We start from the raw sequence: 17,728 nt of genomic DNA, 5'->3' as shown, positions 1-17,728 counted from the left end.
AAATAGTGTCTTTTTCTGAAAGTTGTGAAATGTTCAATTTTAATTCTCTTGAAAAAAGTTTAATTTTAAAGTATGAAGAAGAAAGATAAAATGAAGGAAAGGGGATTTGTCTTCAAAAAATATGAAGAGCCAAATACAAGTCCTTTTGAAAAACTCTTTGAGATTTTTAAAGAATTGATCACGCACACTTCGGGTGATCTAGATGAAGCGCTAGACTGGTTACGCCAGTTAGATGAAGAATATCAACTTACCACGCCAGATTATACGATCGAAGATTTTATAGAAGACCTTAAGCAAAAAGGTTATATAAAAGAAGAAATAGATCCAGATGGAGGTGGTGAAGGAGATGGCTCTGGAAGTTTGAAGATCACTGCAAAAACAGAAAGGGCAATACGCCAGCAGGCACTAGACCAGATATTTGGTAAGATGAGAAAAGGAAACTCTGGTAATCACCGTACAAGTCATGTTGGCCGTGGCGACGAGCACACCGGTGATTTTAGAAATTATCAATTTGGAGATTCTTTAGACCGAATTTCGATGACCGAAAGTCTGCGTAACGCCCAGATCAATCACGGGATTGGAAGTTTTAATATGACGCACGAAGATCTAGTGGTTGAAGAAACTCACTACAAATCACAAATGAGCACTGTGTTAATGATCGATCTTAGCCATAGTATGATCTTATATGGCAAAGACCGAATTACTCCGGCGAAGAAAGTAGCAATGGCTTTGGCCGAATTGATCACTACACGATATCCAAAAGACACCCTAGATATTATCGTTTTTGGTAATGATGCCTGGCCAGTTTCTATCGCAGATCTTCCTTATCTAAAAGTAGGGCCGTACCACACCAATACTGTTGATGGTTTGAAGCTGGCAATGGATATTTTGCGAAGAAAGCGAAATACCAATAAGCAAATATTCATGATTACCGATGGTAAACCAAGCTGCATTCGAGAACGCGATGGTAGCTATTATAAAAATAGTATGGGCTTAGATCCTTATATCGTCGATAAGTGCTACAATATGGCGCAACAAGCACGTAAACTTCAAATTCCTATCACCACTTTTATGATCGCACAAGATCCTTATTTAATGCAATTTATTAGGGAATTTACACAGGCGAATCAAGGGAAGGCATTTTATACCGGACTTAAAGGTCTTGGTGAAATGATCTTTGAAGATTACGAAACAAACAGAAAAAAGAGAATTAGAGGCTAAAAGAAAAAGAAGATATGAATATTGAGAAAATGAAAACCCTTGGAGATTTAAAATCTTCAGGATATATAAGTAAAGGAATAAAAGACGAGCTTCGGGATAATTTAATTGAAAAAATTAAAAATAACGAACCTGCGTTCACCGGAATTCATGGTTATGATGATACTGTAATTCCTGAATTGGAGCGTGCAATCTTATCGAAGCATAACATTAATTTGTTGGGATTACGTGGGCAGGCCAAAACCAGACTGGCGCGTTTAATGCTTAATCTTTTAGATCAATATATTCCGGCAGTTGAAGGTTCAGAAATCAGTGATGATCCTTTAAATCCAATTTCACGTTACGCAAAAGAGCTTATTGCTGAAAAAGGAGACGAAACGCCAATTACCTGGATTCATAGAAGCGAGCGATTCTTTGAGAAACTGGCAACACCAGATGTTACAGTAGCCGATTTGATTGGAGATGTAGATCCTATAAAAGCAGCGAATTTAAAGCTAAGTTATGCCGATGATCGTGTGATTCATTTTGGGATGATTCCGCGTGCTAACCGAAGTATTTTTGTTATTAATGAGTTGCCAGATTTACAGGCAAGAATTCAGGTGGCGCTTTTCAATATCCTTCAGGAAGGTGATATCCAAATTCGCGGTTTTAAATTAAGACTGCCTTTAGATATGCAATTTGTGTTTACAGCCAATCCAGAAGATTATACCAATCGTGGTAGTATTGTAACGCCGCTTAAGGATAGAATTGGTTCACAGATCTTAACGCATTATCCAGAAACTATCGAGATCGCAAAAACAATTACGCAACAGGAAGCAAAGTTAGATTCCAGGCAAACCGATATGGTTTATGTGCCAGAACTAGCCAAAGACCTGCTTGAGCAAATTGGTTTTGAAGCTCGCGAAAGTGAATTTATCGACGAGAAAAGTGGGATTAGTGCCAGGATGAGCATTACAGCTTATGAGAATCTTTTAAGTGCTGCAGAACGCAGGACTTTAAAGAATGGAGAAGATAAAACTTTGCTAAGATTTGGTGATTTTATGGGAGTAATTCCTTCGGTTACCGGTAAAGTAGAGCTGGTTTATGAAGGCGAGCAGGAAGGAGCTGCAGCTGTAGCTACTCAGTTACTGGGAGATGCGGTAAAAACATTATTCCCTAATTATTTTCCTAAGATCGAAAAGCTACAACGTCCCGATGAAAAAACACCTTATGACGATTTGGTAGAATGGTTTTTCGAGCAAACCGGGTTTGAATTGCCAGACGATCTTACCGACGAAGAGTACAAGAAGAAATTAGATGAGGTAGCGCCATTAAACGAGCTAATAAAAAAATATCAGCCAGAAATGGATAAAATCGACACCTATTTTCTAAAAGAATTTTTACTTTGGGGATTAGTCGAGTTTAAGAAATTAAGCAAGCAACGTTACACCAAAGGCATTCAATTTAATGATCTCTACGGAAGTTATATAAGCGGATTATAGTTTTTAGACTGAATTAAGTTGAAATAAAAGGAACAAAAGCCCGGTTTTACTAAAAATCGGGCTTTTGTTTTTTTGAAATTATGAAAATCTCATATTTTTTCAGCAAATGTGTAATTTTAGTTTTTTAATTCTACGTAATTATATACTTTTATCACATCTTTTAAGGAAAACAATGAAGAGTATTAAATTAAATAGCATTTCTACAATAACTCCTATCACAGGAGCTGCTATTTCTATTATTATTACTCGCACAATTATTACCCCTTTGGGGTAGTATGTATATAATTTTCCGTCCGCACTCACACACGTTTTAGAACGAACTCAAAACTATTTATTTCAAACTATTAAATTATTCTTATGAATATTCTAAAATTCGGAGGATCTTCTTTAGCCTCTCCGGAGCGAATCAAACTTGTAGCCGAAACTGTAAAAAAGCATGTGCAACAAGATAAAACCATCGCTGTTTTTTCAGCGTTTGGAGGGGTAACCAACGATCTTTTAAAAATGGCCGAACTGGCTGCAAAAGAAGATCTTGCTTATAAAGAAATTCTGGCTCTAAACGAGAAAAGACATCTTGATGCGGTAAAAGAATTAATTCCTGTTCAAAATCAAAGCGGAGTTTTAAGTAAGGTGAAAACCGAATTCAATAGATTAGAAACGCTTTACGAAGGTGTTTATCATTTGAATGAATTATCGAATAAAACCAAGCATGTAGTTTCCAGTTTTGGTGAGATCTTGTCTTCATTAATTATTGCTGAATATTTTAAAAGTCTGGCTACAGATGCGCTTCTAATTGATTCCAGAGAATTGATCGTTTGTAAGAATAATAATGAAAAGATTCAATTGAATTATGAACTGACCAACAAAAATATTGTTCAGTATTTTAAAGAAAACGACGCGAGTCTTTTTGTGGTTCCTGGTTTTGTAGCTAAAAACGAGCAGGGCGTTCCAAGTACTTTAGGACGTGGTGGTAGTGATTTTACAGCGGCAATTTTTGGAGGAGCTTTAGATGTAGCGAAAGTGATTATCTATACAGACGTAAACGGAATGTACACTGCAAACCCAAATGTGGTGCATCAGGCATATCCGCTTCAAAATATATCTTATCAGGAAGCGATGGAATTATCGCATTTTGGGGCTAAAGTTTTATATCCGCCAACGCTTCAACCATTGTTGGATAAAGGGATTCAGATTCATATAAAAAATACATTTGCACCAGATGATGCAGGAACTTTAATTTCAAAATCCAGTAAAGAAAACTTTAGATGGGTTACTGGTATCACGCATATCGATGATATTAAACTACTAAACATTGAGGGTAGTGGAATGGTTGGAATTCCTGGTTTTTCAAAGCGATTTTTTGAAACACTTTACCAGGAGAATATCAATGTTGTTCTTATCACTCAGGCATCTTCAGAACATAGTATTTGTGTGGCGGTAAAAGATGATGAAGCGCAGGCTGCAAAAGAAGCTTTAGATGAAGCTTTTTCAGTAGAAATAGATTATCAAAAAATAAAACCTGTAGAAATAGAAGGTAATGTGGCTATCATTGCATTGGTGGGAGATCGTATGAAGAGTCACCACGGTTTAAGTGGTAAGATGTTTAGTGCTTTAGGAAATAATAATATCAATATTAGAGCCATTGCGCAGGGATCTTCAGAGCGAAATATATCTGCCGTGATTGCGAAAAAAGATATCAATAAAGCATTAAATACGCTGCACGAACAGTTTTTTGAAGTCCCTTCTAAAGAATTGAACCTGTTTATAACCGGAGTAGGAAATGTTGGTAGCAAGCTTTTATCTCAATTAGAAAAACAGGAAAAATACCTTCTTGAAAAATTGCGATTAAAAGTTCGTGTTCTTGGATTATCGAATTCCAGAACCATGGCTTTTGATGAAAACGGACTTGATTTAAGTAAATGGCAAGAATTACTGGATGCAGGTGAAAAAGCCAGTAAGCATAACTTTTTTAATAAGGTAAAGGAGTTCAATTTACGTAACAGCATTTTTGTAGATAATACTGCAAGTGCTGAAATTTCAAAATGGTATAAAGAATATCTTGCAAACTCGATAGCAGTAGTAACCTGTAATAAGATCGCTGCAGCAGATGATTTGGTAAACTATCAACATTTGCAGGAACTTTCAAGAGAATACGGAGCATCTTTCCTTTATGAAACCAATGTTGGTGCAGGATTACCAATTATCGATACACTTAAAAATTTAATTGCTTCAGGAGACAGAATTCATAAAATACAGGCGGTCCTTTCGGGTAGTTTAAACTTTGTTTTCAATACTTATAATGGAACCGAGCCATTTTACAAAACGGTAGAGCAGGCAATGGAAGAAGGTTATACTGAACCAGATCCTAAGATCGATCTAAGCGGAGTAGATGTGGCGCGAAAAATATTGATCTTGTCTCGTGAGAGCGGACTAAAAATGGAGCTTAGCGATATAGAAAACAAAAGTTTCCTTTCTGAAGAAAGTCTGAATACCGAGAATAATGAAGATTTCTTTAAACTGCTTCAGGAAGACGAAAGTAAATTTAAAGAGATTTACGAAGATGCTGCTAAAGATGGAGCTCAGCTTAAATATGTAGCACAATTAGAAGATGGAAAAGCTTCTGTAGGATTACAAAAAGTAGATGCAGATCATCCTTTTTATAATCTTAGCGGTAGCGATAATATCGTACTTTTCTTTACAGATCGTTATAGCGTACAGCCATTGATCGTTAAAGGGGCAGGAGCGGGAGCAGATGTTACGGCTTCGGGAATATTTGCCGATGTTATACGAATAGGTAAGAAATAAAGATGGAAGAAATAAAAGTTTTTGCTCCGGCAACGGTAGCTAACCTTTCCTGTGGTTTCGATGTTTTGGGCTGTTGCCTTGACAATGTTGGGGACGAGATGATCATTAAAAAGAATGATCTTAACCAGCTTCGAATCACAAAAATGGAAGGTCAGGATCTTCCTATGGAAGTCGATCAAAACGTAGCTGGCGTAGCGGTAAAAGTTATGCTAGAAAAACTTCAGTCTAACGAAGGTTTTGATATCGAAATTTATAAAAAAATAAAAGCAGGAAGCGGAATTGGTAGTAGTGCTGCCAGTTCTGCTGGTGCTGTTTTTGCAGTAAATGAGCTTTTAAATTCGCCATTTTCGAGTGCAGAACTTTTACCTTTTGCAATGGAAGGAGAACGTTTAGCCAGCGGAAATGCCCATGCAGATAATGTGGCGCCAGCTTTACTTGGTGGTTTTACTTTGGTAAAAAGTTATGAGCCTTTAGAGGTTTTATCACTGCCATCTCCAGAGGAGTTGAATGTGGTTATTCTTCATCCACAAATCGAGGTGAAAACCAAGGATTCTCGTGCGATCATTAAGCGAAATATAAGTCTTGATAAAGCGGTGAGCCAATGGGGTAATCTTGGTGCTTTGGTTAGCGCTTTATATACCAATGATTATGATTTACTAGGCAGAAGTCTTAAAGATGACATCGTAGAACCAATCCGATCGATTTTAATACCGTATTTCGATGAAATTAAGGCCATTTCTTTGGAAAGCGGAGCGCTTGGTTTTGGTATTTCAGGTTCTGGGCCATCGGTTTATGCGATGTGTAGAGGCCAGCAAAATGCCGAAAATGTAAAAGCAAGTATTGCTGAATTTATGGAAAAACAAAATATAACTTACGATCTTCATTTATCAAAAATTAATCCTGAAGGAGTTAAAATCTTATAGAAAACATGAATTATTTTAGTCTGAATAATAAGAACCATTCTTCTAGCTTCGAGAATGCGGTAATAAAAGGTCTGGCTCCAGATAAAGGATTATATTTTCCTGAAAATATCGAAAAATTGCCTGAATCTTTTTTTAAAGATCTGCCTAATATGCCACAAACCGAAGTCGCTTATCAGGCGATTAAACAATTTGTTGGCGATGAAATTCCAGAAGCCGAGCTTAAAAAAATTATTGCTGAAACTTTAGATTTTGAGTTTCCGGTAGTGCATGTAAAAGACAATGTATACACTTTAGAGCTTTTTCATGGGCCAACTCTTGCATTTAAAGATGTTGGAGCGCGATTTATGGCAGGTAGTTTGGGGTATTTTATCACAAAGAACGAGGTAGGTAAAGTAACCGTGCTCGTAGCAACCTCTGGAGATACCGGTGGAGCAGTAGCAAACGGATTTTTAGGTGTAGAAGGAATCGATGTGGTGATCTTATATCCTAATGGCAAAGTAAGTAAAATACAGGAAAAGCAATTAACCACGCTTGGTAAAAATGTAACTGCTTTAGAAATTGATGGCGCTTTCGACCAATGTCAGGATATGGTGAAACAGGCATTTTTGGATGACGAAATTCAGTCGGTAAGACAGTTAACTTCAGCAAATTCTATAAATGTAGCCAGATGGCTTCCGCAGATGTTCTATTACTTTTTAGCGTATCGCCAGTTAGCTTCCGAAGGAAAAGATATTGTATTCTCTGTACCAAGTGGAAATTTTGGGAATGTTTGTGCCGGGATGGTTGCAAAAGAATTAGGTCTTCCTATCAAACATTTTATCGCTTCGAATAACGCGAATAGAACGATCACCGATTATCTGGAAACCGGGAATTATGAGCCGAGACCAAGTGTTCCGACGATTTCAAATGCGATGGATATTGGGAATCCAAGTAATTTTGTGCGAATATTACAGCTTTTTCAAAACGAATACGGAAACGTAAAAGAAAATCTAACAAGCTTTAGTTACGACGATGAGGTTACAAAAGAAGCCATGCAAGAGGTTTACAAAGAAACCGGTTATGTGATGGATCCTCATGGAGCGGTGGGTTATTTGGGACTTCAGGAATATTTTAAAGATCACCTAAATGAAGTGGGAGCTTTTTTAGAAACTGCACATCCTTGTAAATTCCGTGAAACTGTAGAAGACGCCATTGGTAAGCAGATCGATATTCCAGATTCTATAAAAGAAGTTTTGGATAAGGAGAAAAAAGCCATTTCGATTAAAGATTATGCCGAATTGAAAGCTTTTTTACTGAGTTAATCTTAAAAGAAGCTATTTTTAATCAAATTTTAATGTTCACTAATTGTTGTTCGTACAAGAAAGCAGTAATTTTATTGCTTATAGATGAAACATTAAAAAATCATGGAAAATAAAGTAGTAATTATCACTGGTGGAGCAATGGGGCTGGGTTATGCAGCCGCAGATGTTTTAGCTTCACAAAAAGCGAAACTTGTCTTAGTAGATTACAATGCAGATGCATTAGCAGAAGCAGAGGAAAAACTAAAAAAGACATACGAAGGTTTAGAAGTATTAAGCGTTACAGCCGATGTTTCTAAGGAAGATCAGGTAAAAGCTTATGTAGATCAAACGGTAGATAAGTTTGGTAGAATTGATGGTTTTTACAACAATGCCGGAATTGAAGGAAGACAGGCTTCAATGATCGATTATGATATGGATGTCTTTAAAAAAGTTATCGATATCAATTTAATGGGTGTTTATTACGGTTTACGTTATATCCTTCCAATAATGAAAGAGCAGGGATACGGGCGTATTGTAAACGTAGCATCTGTTGGAGGTATTCGTGGAGTGCTTAATCAATCTCCTTATGTTGCCAGTAAGCATGCGGTGAGTGGTATGACTAAGAATGCTGCATTAGAATATGGACAATATGGAATCCTTACGAATGCGATCGCGCCTGGAGCAATTTTAACTCCTATGGTAGCCGAAGCATTTAAACAGGTGAACCCAGAAGATCCAAAAGCAGCCGAAAAAGAATATGCAAGCAGAAACCCAACTAGATCTTTGGGAGATCCTCAGGATGTAGGAAAACTGGTAGCATATTTGCTTAGTGCAGATAATGGTTACGTAAGTGGCCAAACAATTGCGATAGATGGTGGGGAATCTAACATGTACGGTAACCCATAATTTTATCGGCGCCGCCAAGGGGTATAATACTCCGAGGCTTGCCTCAAAATAGTTTCCTCCTAATTTTAGATAAAAAAAGCCTTTCCAGATCTGGAAAGGCTTTTTTTAAATTAATAACTTCAGTTTAATATTTTACTGGAGCACCTTCAGCAGGTAAGCTGTTCTTTATGAATTCACGAATATCTTCGTTTGCAGTTTCTAGATCAGCTTTTCTAAGATACATCATGTGTCCACTTTCGTAACCTTTAAAAGAAAGTCTGTCTTGCATTTTTCCGCTAGGATCTAATTGCCACATCGAGTATTTCGCATTAAAATATGTACAGGCACCATCAAAATAACCAGACTGGATCATTACATCTAAATTAGGATTTTGCGCCATAGCCTGTCTTAAATTCTCTCCTGTGTTATCGCGACTTCTATCCCATGGATGAACCGGGCCAAACATAAAGTATTTAAGATCGGTCTTAAAATTAAGATCTTCTCTTAAGTAATAATTGATCGCCGGAGTAAAAGAATGCAACCAAGAGGTTAATTCGGCATTATAATCTGGATAATTACCCGACTCTTTACGATCGATTCCTAAGTAACGAGAATCCAAACGCCCTACGGTAAAACCATCTTCACGACGAAGTTCTTTCCAAAAAGCACCAATAGGTAATTCTAAATTATTCTGAAGATAAACCTCTTTATCTACGCTAGAATAATAAGCCATTTTTTCAGCAGTAGCATTTTTAGTTGCTTCTGAAGCAAAACCACCCTTAACCAGTACTGGAAGTAATTCGTTTATGCTATATTCTTCAACTTCTTCTAAAAGATCGGTTAACGATTTACTCTGTAATTCCTGCGGAAGCAATTTGTGATACCACGCCGTAGCCGCAAAATAAGGTAAACGATTTGCAACTTCAACAGGACCTTCACGATCAATTCCCAGTTCGGTTGGGGAAACCAGGATCACACCATTTAAATACATCCACTGGCTATCCTGAAGCTCTAAAGCTAATCCACTAACTCTGGTAGTTCCGTAGCTTTCACCAATTAAATATTTAGGCGATAACCAACGATTTTCGCGTGTAACAAAAGTATTTAACCATTCGGCCAAATAACTAATATCCTGGTTTACACCAAAGAATTTAGATTTATCAACTTTACCATTTTCATCTGGGATAGGTCTTGAATAACCGGTATTTACAGGATTTACATAAATAATATCGGCAACGTCTAATATTGAATATGGATTTTCTTTAATTCCGTATGGTTGTAAAGGATAACCTTCGTCGTCGATCTTTAAAATTCTTGGGCCAGTATAGGCAATATGCATCCAAACCGAAGCAGAACCAGGACCTCCATTAAAAGAGATCACTAAAGGTCGATTTTCTGTGTTTTTAACATCACTTCTTTTGTAATAAGTATAATAAAGACTAGCAATAGAATTGCCCTGATCGTCCCAAACAGGTTGCATGCCGGTTTGAGCTGAATAATCGATGTTTTTTCCTTTTATGGTAACCGAATGATTGGTAACCACCGTAGTATCTACCGGAACTTTTACTTTTTGCGCAAAAGTAACCGAAGCAATAAGTGAGAAAAAGAGGAAATAAATTTTCTTCATTAGTAAATATGTTGTTTAGGGTTAAAGCTGAAAAATACTGCTATTTCTTATGTTCTACAAAAACAGGGCTTAATTTGTACAAAATGAGCTTAAAAATATAAGGAGCCTTTAAAAAATAAGGCTCCTTTTTATCGAATTTTGGTTATCATGGTTCGTAGATAAGTCTCAAAAAAGAACTGAATCTTTCATTATCCTTATCGATAGGAATTCCAGTAACAATACCCACCAGTAAGTGATCACTCACATCTACGCGCATTTGCGGTCTAATGGTCATATCAAATTCACCATCGTAAATCTCTTTATTAAATTCAACTCCAATAAAATTTCGAGTACCCGGAATCATATAATGAATGTTTGAGTTGATCTGCCATGTAGTAGTGATATTTCCATTATTAAAATGATGATCGAATACCGGCCCGGTATAAATAAGCGAATGAAAATTACTCCCAAGTCGTTTAGCAGCGATCAAAAACGTATTGTAAACCAATCCTGTAAATAATGTTTCCCTCCCATAATTATTGAATTCGGTTAGCGTGAATTCCTGGATATACCCAATAGCCATAGAAGCCTGGTGTTTTTCTGAAACTAAAAAACTGTATTGCCCAGCCATTTTTATGCTGTTAAGGTTATTTCCGGGAGCAGATCCATCTTCAGTTGGATAGTATAAAGAAAAAGGTAGTTCGATCTCTAATCCTAATCGATCCATTGGAGCCCATTCGTATTCTATCAAGGCAGTGTATTCGTCATAATTTTCGTTATCGGTAAGGCCTACACCAAGATTCCATTCTCTTTCGCCTTTTCTGGCGCCCAGATCCCTAATTAAATCGATATATAAAGGTTCAGCATGTAAAACTTTTGGAGGAAGACTGTCTCTTTTTGTTTCTGTATCTTCAGTATTTTGAGCAGTAATAGCTGTACTTACCAATAAAATTGGAAGTATAAGTTTACTTATGATTTTGTTCATTATAAGTTTAGATTTTTTCAAATAATAATAGTCTCTAAATCCTTTCAGAATGCAGGATTAGAGTTGGTAAATTGTTTAGAAAGCAAAAATTAATTTGCCAGATGTAGAAAATTAGAATCTAAACTTTTGGAGGGGGAGAAGTAACTTCTGGATAGAAATTGTAATATTTATGCTGATATTCTGAATTCATTAATTTCTGTAAAGAAATATCGAAAAAGACTTCAGAATTTTTATCTAAGACATAGTTGTCTACCGAAAAATCTTTTTTTACCAGTTGATTTTCACTATCACTGTCTTCATATTCGGGAATCGCATTTTCAAAACCCAGAATTTTTTCGATCACGATTTCAACAATACTTTCCTGATCATTAAGATTAAGATCTTCAGGGAATTTCTTATTAAAGTCGGGCGAATCGACACTGATGTTTAAGATCACCAAGCCAATGATTAAGCTGAAATAACGTAAAGTTTTATTATTTCTGAAAATTTGCATCAACTAAATTTTCCTCGCAATCCTGATTTTTTCAATTGAATTGCCGCCGGGGTTTTTGATTTTGGAAAAATACTATTTCCAACTGAATTGAAAAAGTGGAATTTTATTTTTTATTATTCAGGTTGTTATCTCTAAAAATGATTACATAACTAAGCCAGATTCCTAAAAATGCAGCTAGTATAAAAAATAAAATGGCGAATCCGGGATATCCAAAGATCACAAAATCTGTTGGTATTTGCATAAGCATTGATGCTCCAATAATCATTGCTGCAATAATGATCCCTAACGTAATTCTATTGGCTATTTTCTGAAAACCATCGGTAAGCCTTTCTTCATCTAGAGCTTCGATATTTACTTTAAATTTATTTTCAGCAAGATTATCTGTGATCTTATTTAAGCGCTCTGGGATATGTTCTACCAGTTTTTTGGATTCTAGTAACATCGAGAAGAAATTCTCTGGCTTCAGTTCATCATACATCTTTTTTTGCATGATTTTTTGCGCATGTTTTTTTATGGCAATCCTAAGATCAAATTCGGGATCTAAAACCGCGATGATCTGATCCATATTTAGTAAAACTTTCCCAAGAATATTTACTTCAACAGGCATATGAATTCCGGTTTCTGCCGCAAGGCGATTCAACTGAATCAATAATCTCCCGGTTTGTAATTCTTTTGCCGGGCTATTCTCACTTTCCATAATTATATCACTAATTATTTTATTGAAAGTAGCCAGGTCGCTATCTTCATCTGTCTCACTCATATTGATAATGATATGAGCTGTTTCCGGGCCGTTATTATTGCTAATCGCTATTAGTAGCTGAAGCAAACATTCCTGCATGTGGCTGGTAAATTTAGCCACCATCCCAAGATCGATTAGTGCAATTTTTTCATCTTTTGTAAACTGAATATTTCCGGGATGAGGATCTGCATGTACAAATCCGTCGTTGATAATTTGTTGTAAATATGCTTCAACCAATTGATCTACCATTGGCGCATAATCAACTTCTAATTGCTTAAGCGGGGAGAGGGAAGTTATTTTTTTTCCGTCAATAAAATCCATCGTTAAAACTCTGCTTCCGCAGTAATCTGGCACAGGTTCAGGAACGATCAAGTAATTATACGGCAATAAATTTTCTCCTAGTGTTATAAGATTTTGCTGTTCTTTGGAGTAATCGAGTTCGTTCAATAAAATGCGACGTAATTCGGCTAAAACTGTATCGATCGCATATTTTTTAGCAATTTTTGAATGTTTAACTGCCAGATCTGCCATTTCCTGAAGCGTATCCATATCGTCCAGAAACTTACGCTTAATACCGGGACGCTGAATTTTAACGGCAACCGGCTTGCCACTTCGTAATGTGGCATAATGCACCTGGCCAATCGAGGCACTGGCAATTGGTTTTTCCTCGAACGTATCAAAAGCTTTCGAAATTCGGGTTCCCACGTCTTCTTCTACGATTTGGTGTACTTCCTCGTAAGGTATTGGTGGGACATCGTCCTGTAAGGTTGCAAGTTCTTTTAAATAGGCCTCTGGTAAAAGATCTGGGCGGGTAGAAAGCAACTGACCTAATTTTATATAAGTAGGCCCCATATTTTTTAAGTCTTCTACTAACTCTTCAGGAGAGCGGTCGTAACTATCCTGATCTTTATTTTCACTCGATGGATCTTCAAAGGCATTAGCCGTGGTTTTTCTAAAGAGATCACTATTACCATATTTCAGCATAAAACTGAAAAATTTACGATAGCGTGTAAAGTTTTCGGGAAGTATAGACATTAATTGCTTGCTTGATTTTACAGGCAAATTACAATTCTTTAGTCTTTTAACAGTGCATCTTAGCTTAGTTTTAGCACTTTAAATTCGCAATATGCTGCTAATGCTTTTCCCTTACGAAAGTAGCATCTCAACTTCCAGAAAAATAAGAGCCAAAATTCGATAAAATGAGATACTATTTTTAAAAGCTTAAACTGCCAATAAACTATTTAGGTGATTAATATTTGCCGGGTTACCAAAAACATAAATAAGGTCACCGCGTTTAATTTTGGTTTTCGGTGTGATTTCAGTTAAGTATTTAGTATCTCTTTTGATAGCAAGAACCGTGACGCCGTAATTTTTAGCAATACCCGATTCTTCCAGGCTTTTGCCTACAATATTTTTATCTTTTTGCTGAACGCTAAGCGTTGCAATTTCTTTATTAGGGATGTTTAGATGATGTAAAGCAGGATTATGTGGTTTATCTTTTAATCGCGTTAACATTTCGTAATCTGCTGAACGAATACTGCTTGTAAAATCGACAATCTCGTCATAAGGCACCAGGTATTTTTTAAGCACTCTGGTAAAGATTTCGATAGAAGTTTCAAAATCTGCCGGAATCACTTCATCTGCGCCAACACGAAGATGTTCTTCAATTTCTTTGACTTGCCTTGTTCTAACAATGATAAAAGCTGTTTGCGTAAACAATCGAATAGTGCTAATGATCTTTTTAGTAGCCGAAGCATCAGAAATAGCGATCACCACCACACGAGCTTCCTGGATATGAATATGCTTTAAGATCAATGAATTAGTAGCATCACCAAAAACCACCGGCTCCTGGTTTTTCTTGGCATTTTCGAAAGATTCTGGATCAATATCGACTACCACGTAAGGAATATCAGCGCTTCGAGCAGCTTTAGCAATATTTTCTCCATTAGTTCCGTAACCAACAATAACGATATGATCACTAAGATTTTCTTCGGAAAACTCCTCGTCAGATTTTGCGTTTTTCTTAATGTTCGATAATCGATGTCTTACTGCTGAAGGAATTGGTGCCTTAAGAATTGCATAAGAAAGTTTTGAAGAATTCATGATCAAAAACGGAGTGAGCGCCATACTTAAGATTGATATTGCAAGAAAATACTGGTAAATATTTTCGGGCAATAAACCATTATCCAAACCAACTCCAGAAAGTAAAAGCGAGAATTCCCCAACCTGAAATAGACTAAATGCTGAGATAAATACCGTTCTGGGTTTATATTTTAAAATCAAAACCGTAATTCCTATCACTAACATTTTTAATAGAACTACTCCAAGAACCAGCAAAAGAATATAGGCGATATTGTCGAAAAAGAAGCCCAAATCTAAAAGTGTTCCTACCGAGATAAAAAAGAAACTGATAAAAATTTCACGAAAAGGAAGCACATTTGCAGTAGCCTGGTGACTATAATCTGATTCAGAAATAATGAGTCCGGCGAAAAAAGCACCCAGCGCCAAAGAAAGTCCTACAGAACTGGTAAGCCATGCGATCGCAAAGCAAAATACGACCACGGTAAGAATAAAGAGCTCCTGATTTTTAGTTTTTACCACCCAACCTAAAACTTTAGGAACTACATAGCGAGCCAGCAATAAGATCACCACTAAAACCAACGCAATTTTACTAACCAATATCCCAATGGTCATTAAAATATTATCTGCTTTACCTGCCAATATTGGCGTAAGCAGCATCATAGGAACTACAACAATATCCTGAAAAATAAGAATCCCAATACTTATCCTACCGTGGGGAGAAGTGATTTCTCCTCTTTGCTGAAAAAGTTTTAAAACGATCGCAGTACTACTTAAAGAAAACAGGAATCCCAGAAAAATAGAAGTATTTAAAGAAAGTCCTAGCAGTTGCGCGGCTAATGTTGTAAATAAAATGGTACCACCAACCTGTAAACCACCACCAATAAAAATAGTGTTTTTAATGGCAGCTAATCCTTTTAAAGAAAGCTCGATCCCAATTACGAAAAGCAGGAAAATAATTCCTATTTCGCTTAATAATTCAACCTCGTGGCCATTGCTTATAAGATTAAAAGCATGAGGTCCGGCGATAATTCCCGCCATTAAAAAACCTAAAATACTAGGGATTTTTATCTTCTGTATAACAAGAATGATAAGGACCGATAATCCCAGAATAACTACAATATCCTGTAAGATTGGGATTTCCATAGCAGATTGGTTTTGGTTAGTTTGATGGTAATTTAGTTGAATTAAACGGAATAAAAAAGCTGCTTAAAATACTTCTTTAAACTATCTAATTTTGATAGTAAAGAGGCAGGTTAAGCAGCGATTCTATAAATTGAAATTAGAGGATTTAGTCTCTAATTTTTTTATTTAATTTTTAAGCCAGGCTTCTCTTAATTTTATTTTTGGACTATCTGCTGGAAGATCCATTTCTGTGATCGAAGTTTCTTCAGTTTGTGGTTGCGAAACTTTGGCAGTTAGTGTTAGCTCTTCGCCATCTCTATCTACCACAATCTCTACATCGTCACCTTCTGCCCAGGCTTGTGAACTTGTAATTAATCCATAAACATTTTGAACGGTATATTCTGTTCCGTTTATCGTTTTAATAACATCACCACCTTCAGCTCCTAATTCATCGATAAAAGTATTAAAACTAATTCCTTCTCTAAAGAAAAGTTCACCAGAAGCAGGATCACCATCAATATAAGGAACCTGTCCGTTTAAAAAGTAGCTGGTGTTTACCATAACAGATTTTTCTTCTAAACCAACTTTAGCGAAAAATTCGTCATAAGGAATTGGTGTTTCCCCGGTGACATACTGGTCGAAAAATGATTGAATTTCAGGATAAGTTAATTCAACAATATCACCTATAAGATCTTCATCATTAAATGGTTTGTCTTTACCATATTTCTCGCTTAATTTTTTCATAAGATCAAGAATACCCATTTCGCCATTGCTTAGTTCTCTTAATCGAATATCCAGAGCCATACCTATTAAAGCTCCTTTTTGATAAACATTATAGTAGCTATCTTTATATTCGTCTGTTAAGATATTTTCGCTCATTACGGTAAAAGGAACAGTATCGTCGAAACTCATCGAAGATGCTATTTTATCAGACATGCGATCGTAGAAATCCTGATTAGAAATTAGCCCCTGATTGATCTGGAAAAGATTCGCGAAATACTCTGTCACTCCTTCATACATCCAAAGATGCTGAGACATTTTTGGATCATTATAGTCAAAATAATGAATCTCGTTAGAATGTACGCTAAGCGGTGTTACAATATGGAAAAATTCGTGAGACACCACATCCTTCATAGATTCGTCCAACTGTGCTTTTTGCATGGTTTCAGGTAGTACAACAACAGTACTGGTATGATGTTCTAAAGCACCAAACCCGCGAGCGTCTTTATTTTGTAGATCTGAAAGATAAAGTAGGATCGCATATTTTTTAGTGTCGTTTATGTCTCCTAAAAATCGTTTTTGAGCAGCGATCATTTTTTCAATTCCAGGTTTGATATCCTGAGCAGAAAATTTATCATTTGGTGAGTACACATCTAAAAGTACCTTCATTCCTTCTACATCAAAACTTGTAGTGTCTGGTTTTGCATACATGATAGGATGATCTGTAACTTCAAAATAGCGATCTACACTAAAAATATCTTTGCTGAAGTTATCTTCGGAATTTTTATCTTCCGTAGAAACAATTAGAGAAGTGCCACCAACAAGATTGTTTGGTTTAAGAATTTCTATGCGATAAGGTTCTTCCTGAAGCTTACTGAAATAGCCTACAAAACCATGCAAATTCAGCATAAAATTGTTAGAAGCGTCGATATTAGTTCCAGAAGGGGAGAAGACACCATTTTCGCCTTCGATATCGTAACTGTCGTTTACCTCATAACTAACTTTGTCTAAAGCTTTGGCATTGGTGATCGTCCAGGTGTTGTCGTCCTGATGCGTAAATTCTAACTCGTTGCCATCGTAATCGTAGGCTTTAAAGTTTTCGATAAATCTTCCGTAGTTATCGGTAGAGTAGGTTCCTGGAACCGTTTTCGGAATAAAAAAGCTAATTTCTTCAGTAGTAATTTTAGCAGGATCTACGCTAACTTTTACTTTATCATCTAAGACATTAACCAGGTCAATTTTTGTGATAATTGGCTGATCTTTAGAAGTTAAATTTTGTGTTGTTTTACAAGAGTACAAACTTGCCAGTAAGGCAGCAGCATACACTATTTTCTTCATGGTTATGTTTTCTTTCTTATTGGACTATTAAAAACTCAAATAGTTACATTT

At 36.3% G+C, this 17,728-nt stretch carries 12 protein-coding genes; 6 read left to right on the top strand and 6 right to left on the bottom strand.

What is annotated here, in order from left to right; genetic code table 11:
• Positions 1–72 precede the first annotated feature (72 nt).
• The 6 genes from INR75_RS16705 to INR75_RS16680 all read left to right on the top strand — a co-directional run bounded on the left by INR75_RS16705 (position 73) and on the right by INR75_RS16680 (position 8,613).
• Positions 73–1,221, top strand: a complete 1,149-nt coding sequence (locus INR75_RS16705; protein ID WP_223089686.1) for a VWA domain-containing protein — start codon at positions 73–75, stop codon at positions 1,219–1,221.
• A 14-nt stretch (positions 1,222–1,235) separates the two neighbouring features.
• Positions 1,236–2,699 carry a magnesium chelatase gene (locus tag INR75_RS16700; protein ID WP_084840116.1) on the top strand — a complete coding sequence of 488 codons (1,464 nt, stop codon included), beginning with the start codon at positions 1,236–1,238 and terminating at the stop codon, positions 2,697–2,699.
• A gap of 357 nt (positions 2,700–3,056) precedes the next feature.
• Positions 3,057–5,504: a bifunctional aspartate kinase/homoserine dehydrogenase I gene (gene thrA / locus INR75_RS16695; protein ID WP_223089685.1), complete on the top strand. Its 2,448-nt coding sequence runs from the start codon at positions 3,057–3,059 to the stop codon at positions 5,502–5,504.
• A gap of 2 nt (positions 5,505–5,506) precedes the next feature.
• On the top strand, positions 5,507–6,427 hold the full coding sequence (locus tag INR75_RS16690; RefSeq protein WP_223089684.1) for a homoserine kinase: 921 nt from the start codon (positions 5,507–5,509) through the stop codon (positions 6,425–6,427).
• 5 nt (positions 6,428–6,432) lie between these two features.
• Positions 6,433–7,728 (top strand): threonine synthase, encoded by a 1,296-nt coding sequence (gene thrC, locus INR75_RS16685; protein ID WP_223089683.1) that lies wholly within the window; start codon positions 6,433–6,435, stop codon positions 7,726–7,728.
• Positions 7,729–7,830: 102 nt separating this feature from the next.
• On the top strand, positions 7,831–8,613 hold the full coding sequence (locus INR75_RS16680; protein ID WP_223089682.1) for an SDR family oxidoreductase: 783 nt from the start codon (positions 7,831–7,833) through the stop codon (positions 8,611–8,613).
• Positions 8,614–8,737: 124 nt separating this feature from the next.
• Here the strand turns inward: INR75_RS16680 and INR75_RS16675 are convergent, their stop codons facing one another.
• From INR75_RS16675 to INR75_RS16650, 6 genes are all read right to left on the bottom strand, one after another.
• The gene (locus INR75_RS16675) at positions 8,738–10,219 is read right to left on the bottom strand and encodes a S10 family peptidase (protein ID WP_223089681.1); all 1,482 of its coding nucleotides are present in this window, start codon (positions 10,217–10,219) and stop codon (positions 8,738–8,740) included.
• 145 nt (positions 10,220–10,364) lie between these two features.
• Complete coding sequence (locus tag INR75_RS16670; RefSeq protein ID WP_223089680.1) at positions 10,365–11,183, bottom strand: HAEPLYID family protein; 819 nt, start codon at positions 11,181–11,183, stop codon at positions 10,365–10,367.
• A 118-nt stretch (positions 11,184–11,301) separates the two neighbouring features.
• Entirely contained in the window at positions 11,302–11,676 is a 375-nt protein-coding gene (locus tag INR75_RS16665) for a hypothetical protein (protein WP_223089679.1), read from the bottom strand.
• A 103-nt stretch (positions 11,677–11,779) separates the two neighbouring features.
• Complete coding sequence (locus tag INR75_RS16660) at positions 11,780–13,450, bottom strand: AarF/ABC1/UbiB kinase family protein (protein ID WP_223089678.1); 1,671 nt, start codon at positions 13,448–13,450, stop codon at positions 11,780–11,782.
• Between the two features lie 186 nt (positions 13,451–13,636).
• Positions 13,637–15,640, bottom strand: a complete 2,004-nt coding sequence (locus tag INR75_RS16655) for a monovalent cation:proton antiporter family protein (RefSeq protein ID WP_223089677.1) — start codon at positions 15,638–15,640, stop codon at positions 13,637–13,639.
• A gap of 165 nt (positions 15,641–15,805) precedes the next feature.
• Positions 15,806–17,677, bottom strand: a complete 1,872-nt coding sequence (locus INR75_RS16650) for a peptidase M61 (RefSeq protein ID WP_223089676.1) — start codon at positions 17,675–17,677, stop codon at positions 15,806–15,808.
• Between the last annotated feature and the right edge of the window lie 51 nt (positions 17,678–17,728).

Source organism: Zunongwangia sp. SCSIO 43204 (genome assembly GCF_019904275.1).
In the GTDB taxonomy this organism is placed as follows: Bacteria; Bacteroidota; Bacteroidia; order Flavobacteriales; family Flavobacteriaceae; genus Zunongwangia; species Zunongwangia mangrovi.
The sequence above is the reverse complement of the archived record's forward strand: the minus strand, read 5'-3'. Positions and strand labels throughout refer to the sequence as shown.

Bases quoted from the DNA above. Each gene is read 5' to 3' on its own strand.
- INR75_RS16675 (WP_223089681.1), bottom strand. From the start codon at position 10,219: ATGAAGAAAATTTATTTCCTCTTTTTCTCACTTATTGCTTCGGTTACT.
- thrC (WP_223089683.1), top strand. From the start codon at position 6,433: ATGAATTATTTTAGTCTGAATAATAAGAACCATTCTTCTAGCTTCGAG.
- INR75_RS16705 (WP_223089686.1), top strand. From the start codon at position 73: ATGAAGAAGAAAGATAAAATGAAGGAAAGGGGATTTGTCTTCAAAAAA.
- INR75_RS16655 (WP_223089677.1), bottom strand. From the start codon at position 15,640: ATGGAAATCCCAATCTTACAGGATATTGTAGTTATTCTGGGATTATCG.
- INR75_RS16660 (WP_223089678.1), bottom strand. From the start codon at position 13,450: ATGTCTATACTTCCCGAAAACTTTACACGCTATCGTAAATTTTTCAGT.
- INR75_RS16665 (WP_223089679.1), bottom strand. From the start codon at position 11,676: ATGCAAATTTTCAGAAATAATAAAACTTTACGTTATTTCAGCTTAATC.
- INR75_RS16650 (WP_223089676.1), bottom strand. From the start codon at position 17,677: ATGAAGAAAATAGTGTATGCTGCTGCCTTACTGGCAAGTTTGTACTCT.
- INR75_RS16700 (WP_084840116.1), top strand. From the start codon at position 1,236: ATGAATATTGAGAAAATGAAAACCCTTGGAGATTTAAAATCTTCAGGA.
- INR75_RS16690 (WP_223089684.1), top strand. From the start codon at position 5,507: ATGGAAGAAATAAAAGTTTTTGCTCCGGCAACGGTAGCTAACCTTTCC.
- INR75_RS16680 (WP_223089682.1), top strand. From the start codon at position 7,831: ATGGAAAATAAAGTAGTAATTATCACTGGTGGAGCAATGGGGCTGGGT.
- thrA (WP_223089685.1), top strand. From the start codon at position 3,057: ATGAATATTCTAAAATTCGGAGGATCTTCTTTAGCCTCTCCGGAGCGA.
- INR75_RS16670 (WP_223089680.1), bottom strand. From the start codon at position 11,183: ATGAACAAAATCATAAGTAAACTTATACTTCCAATTTTATTGGTAAGT.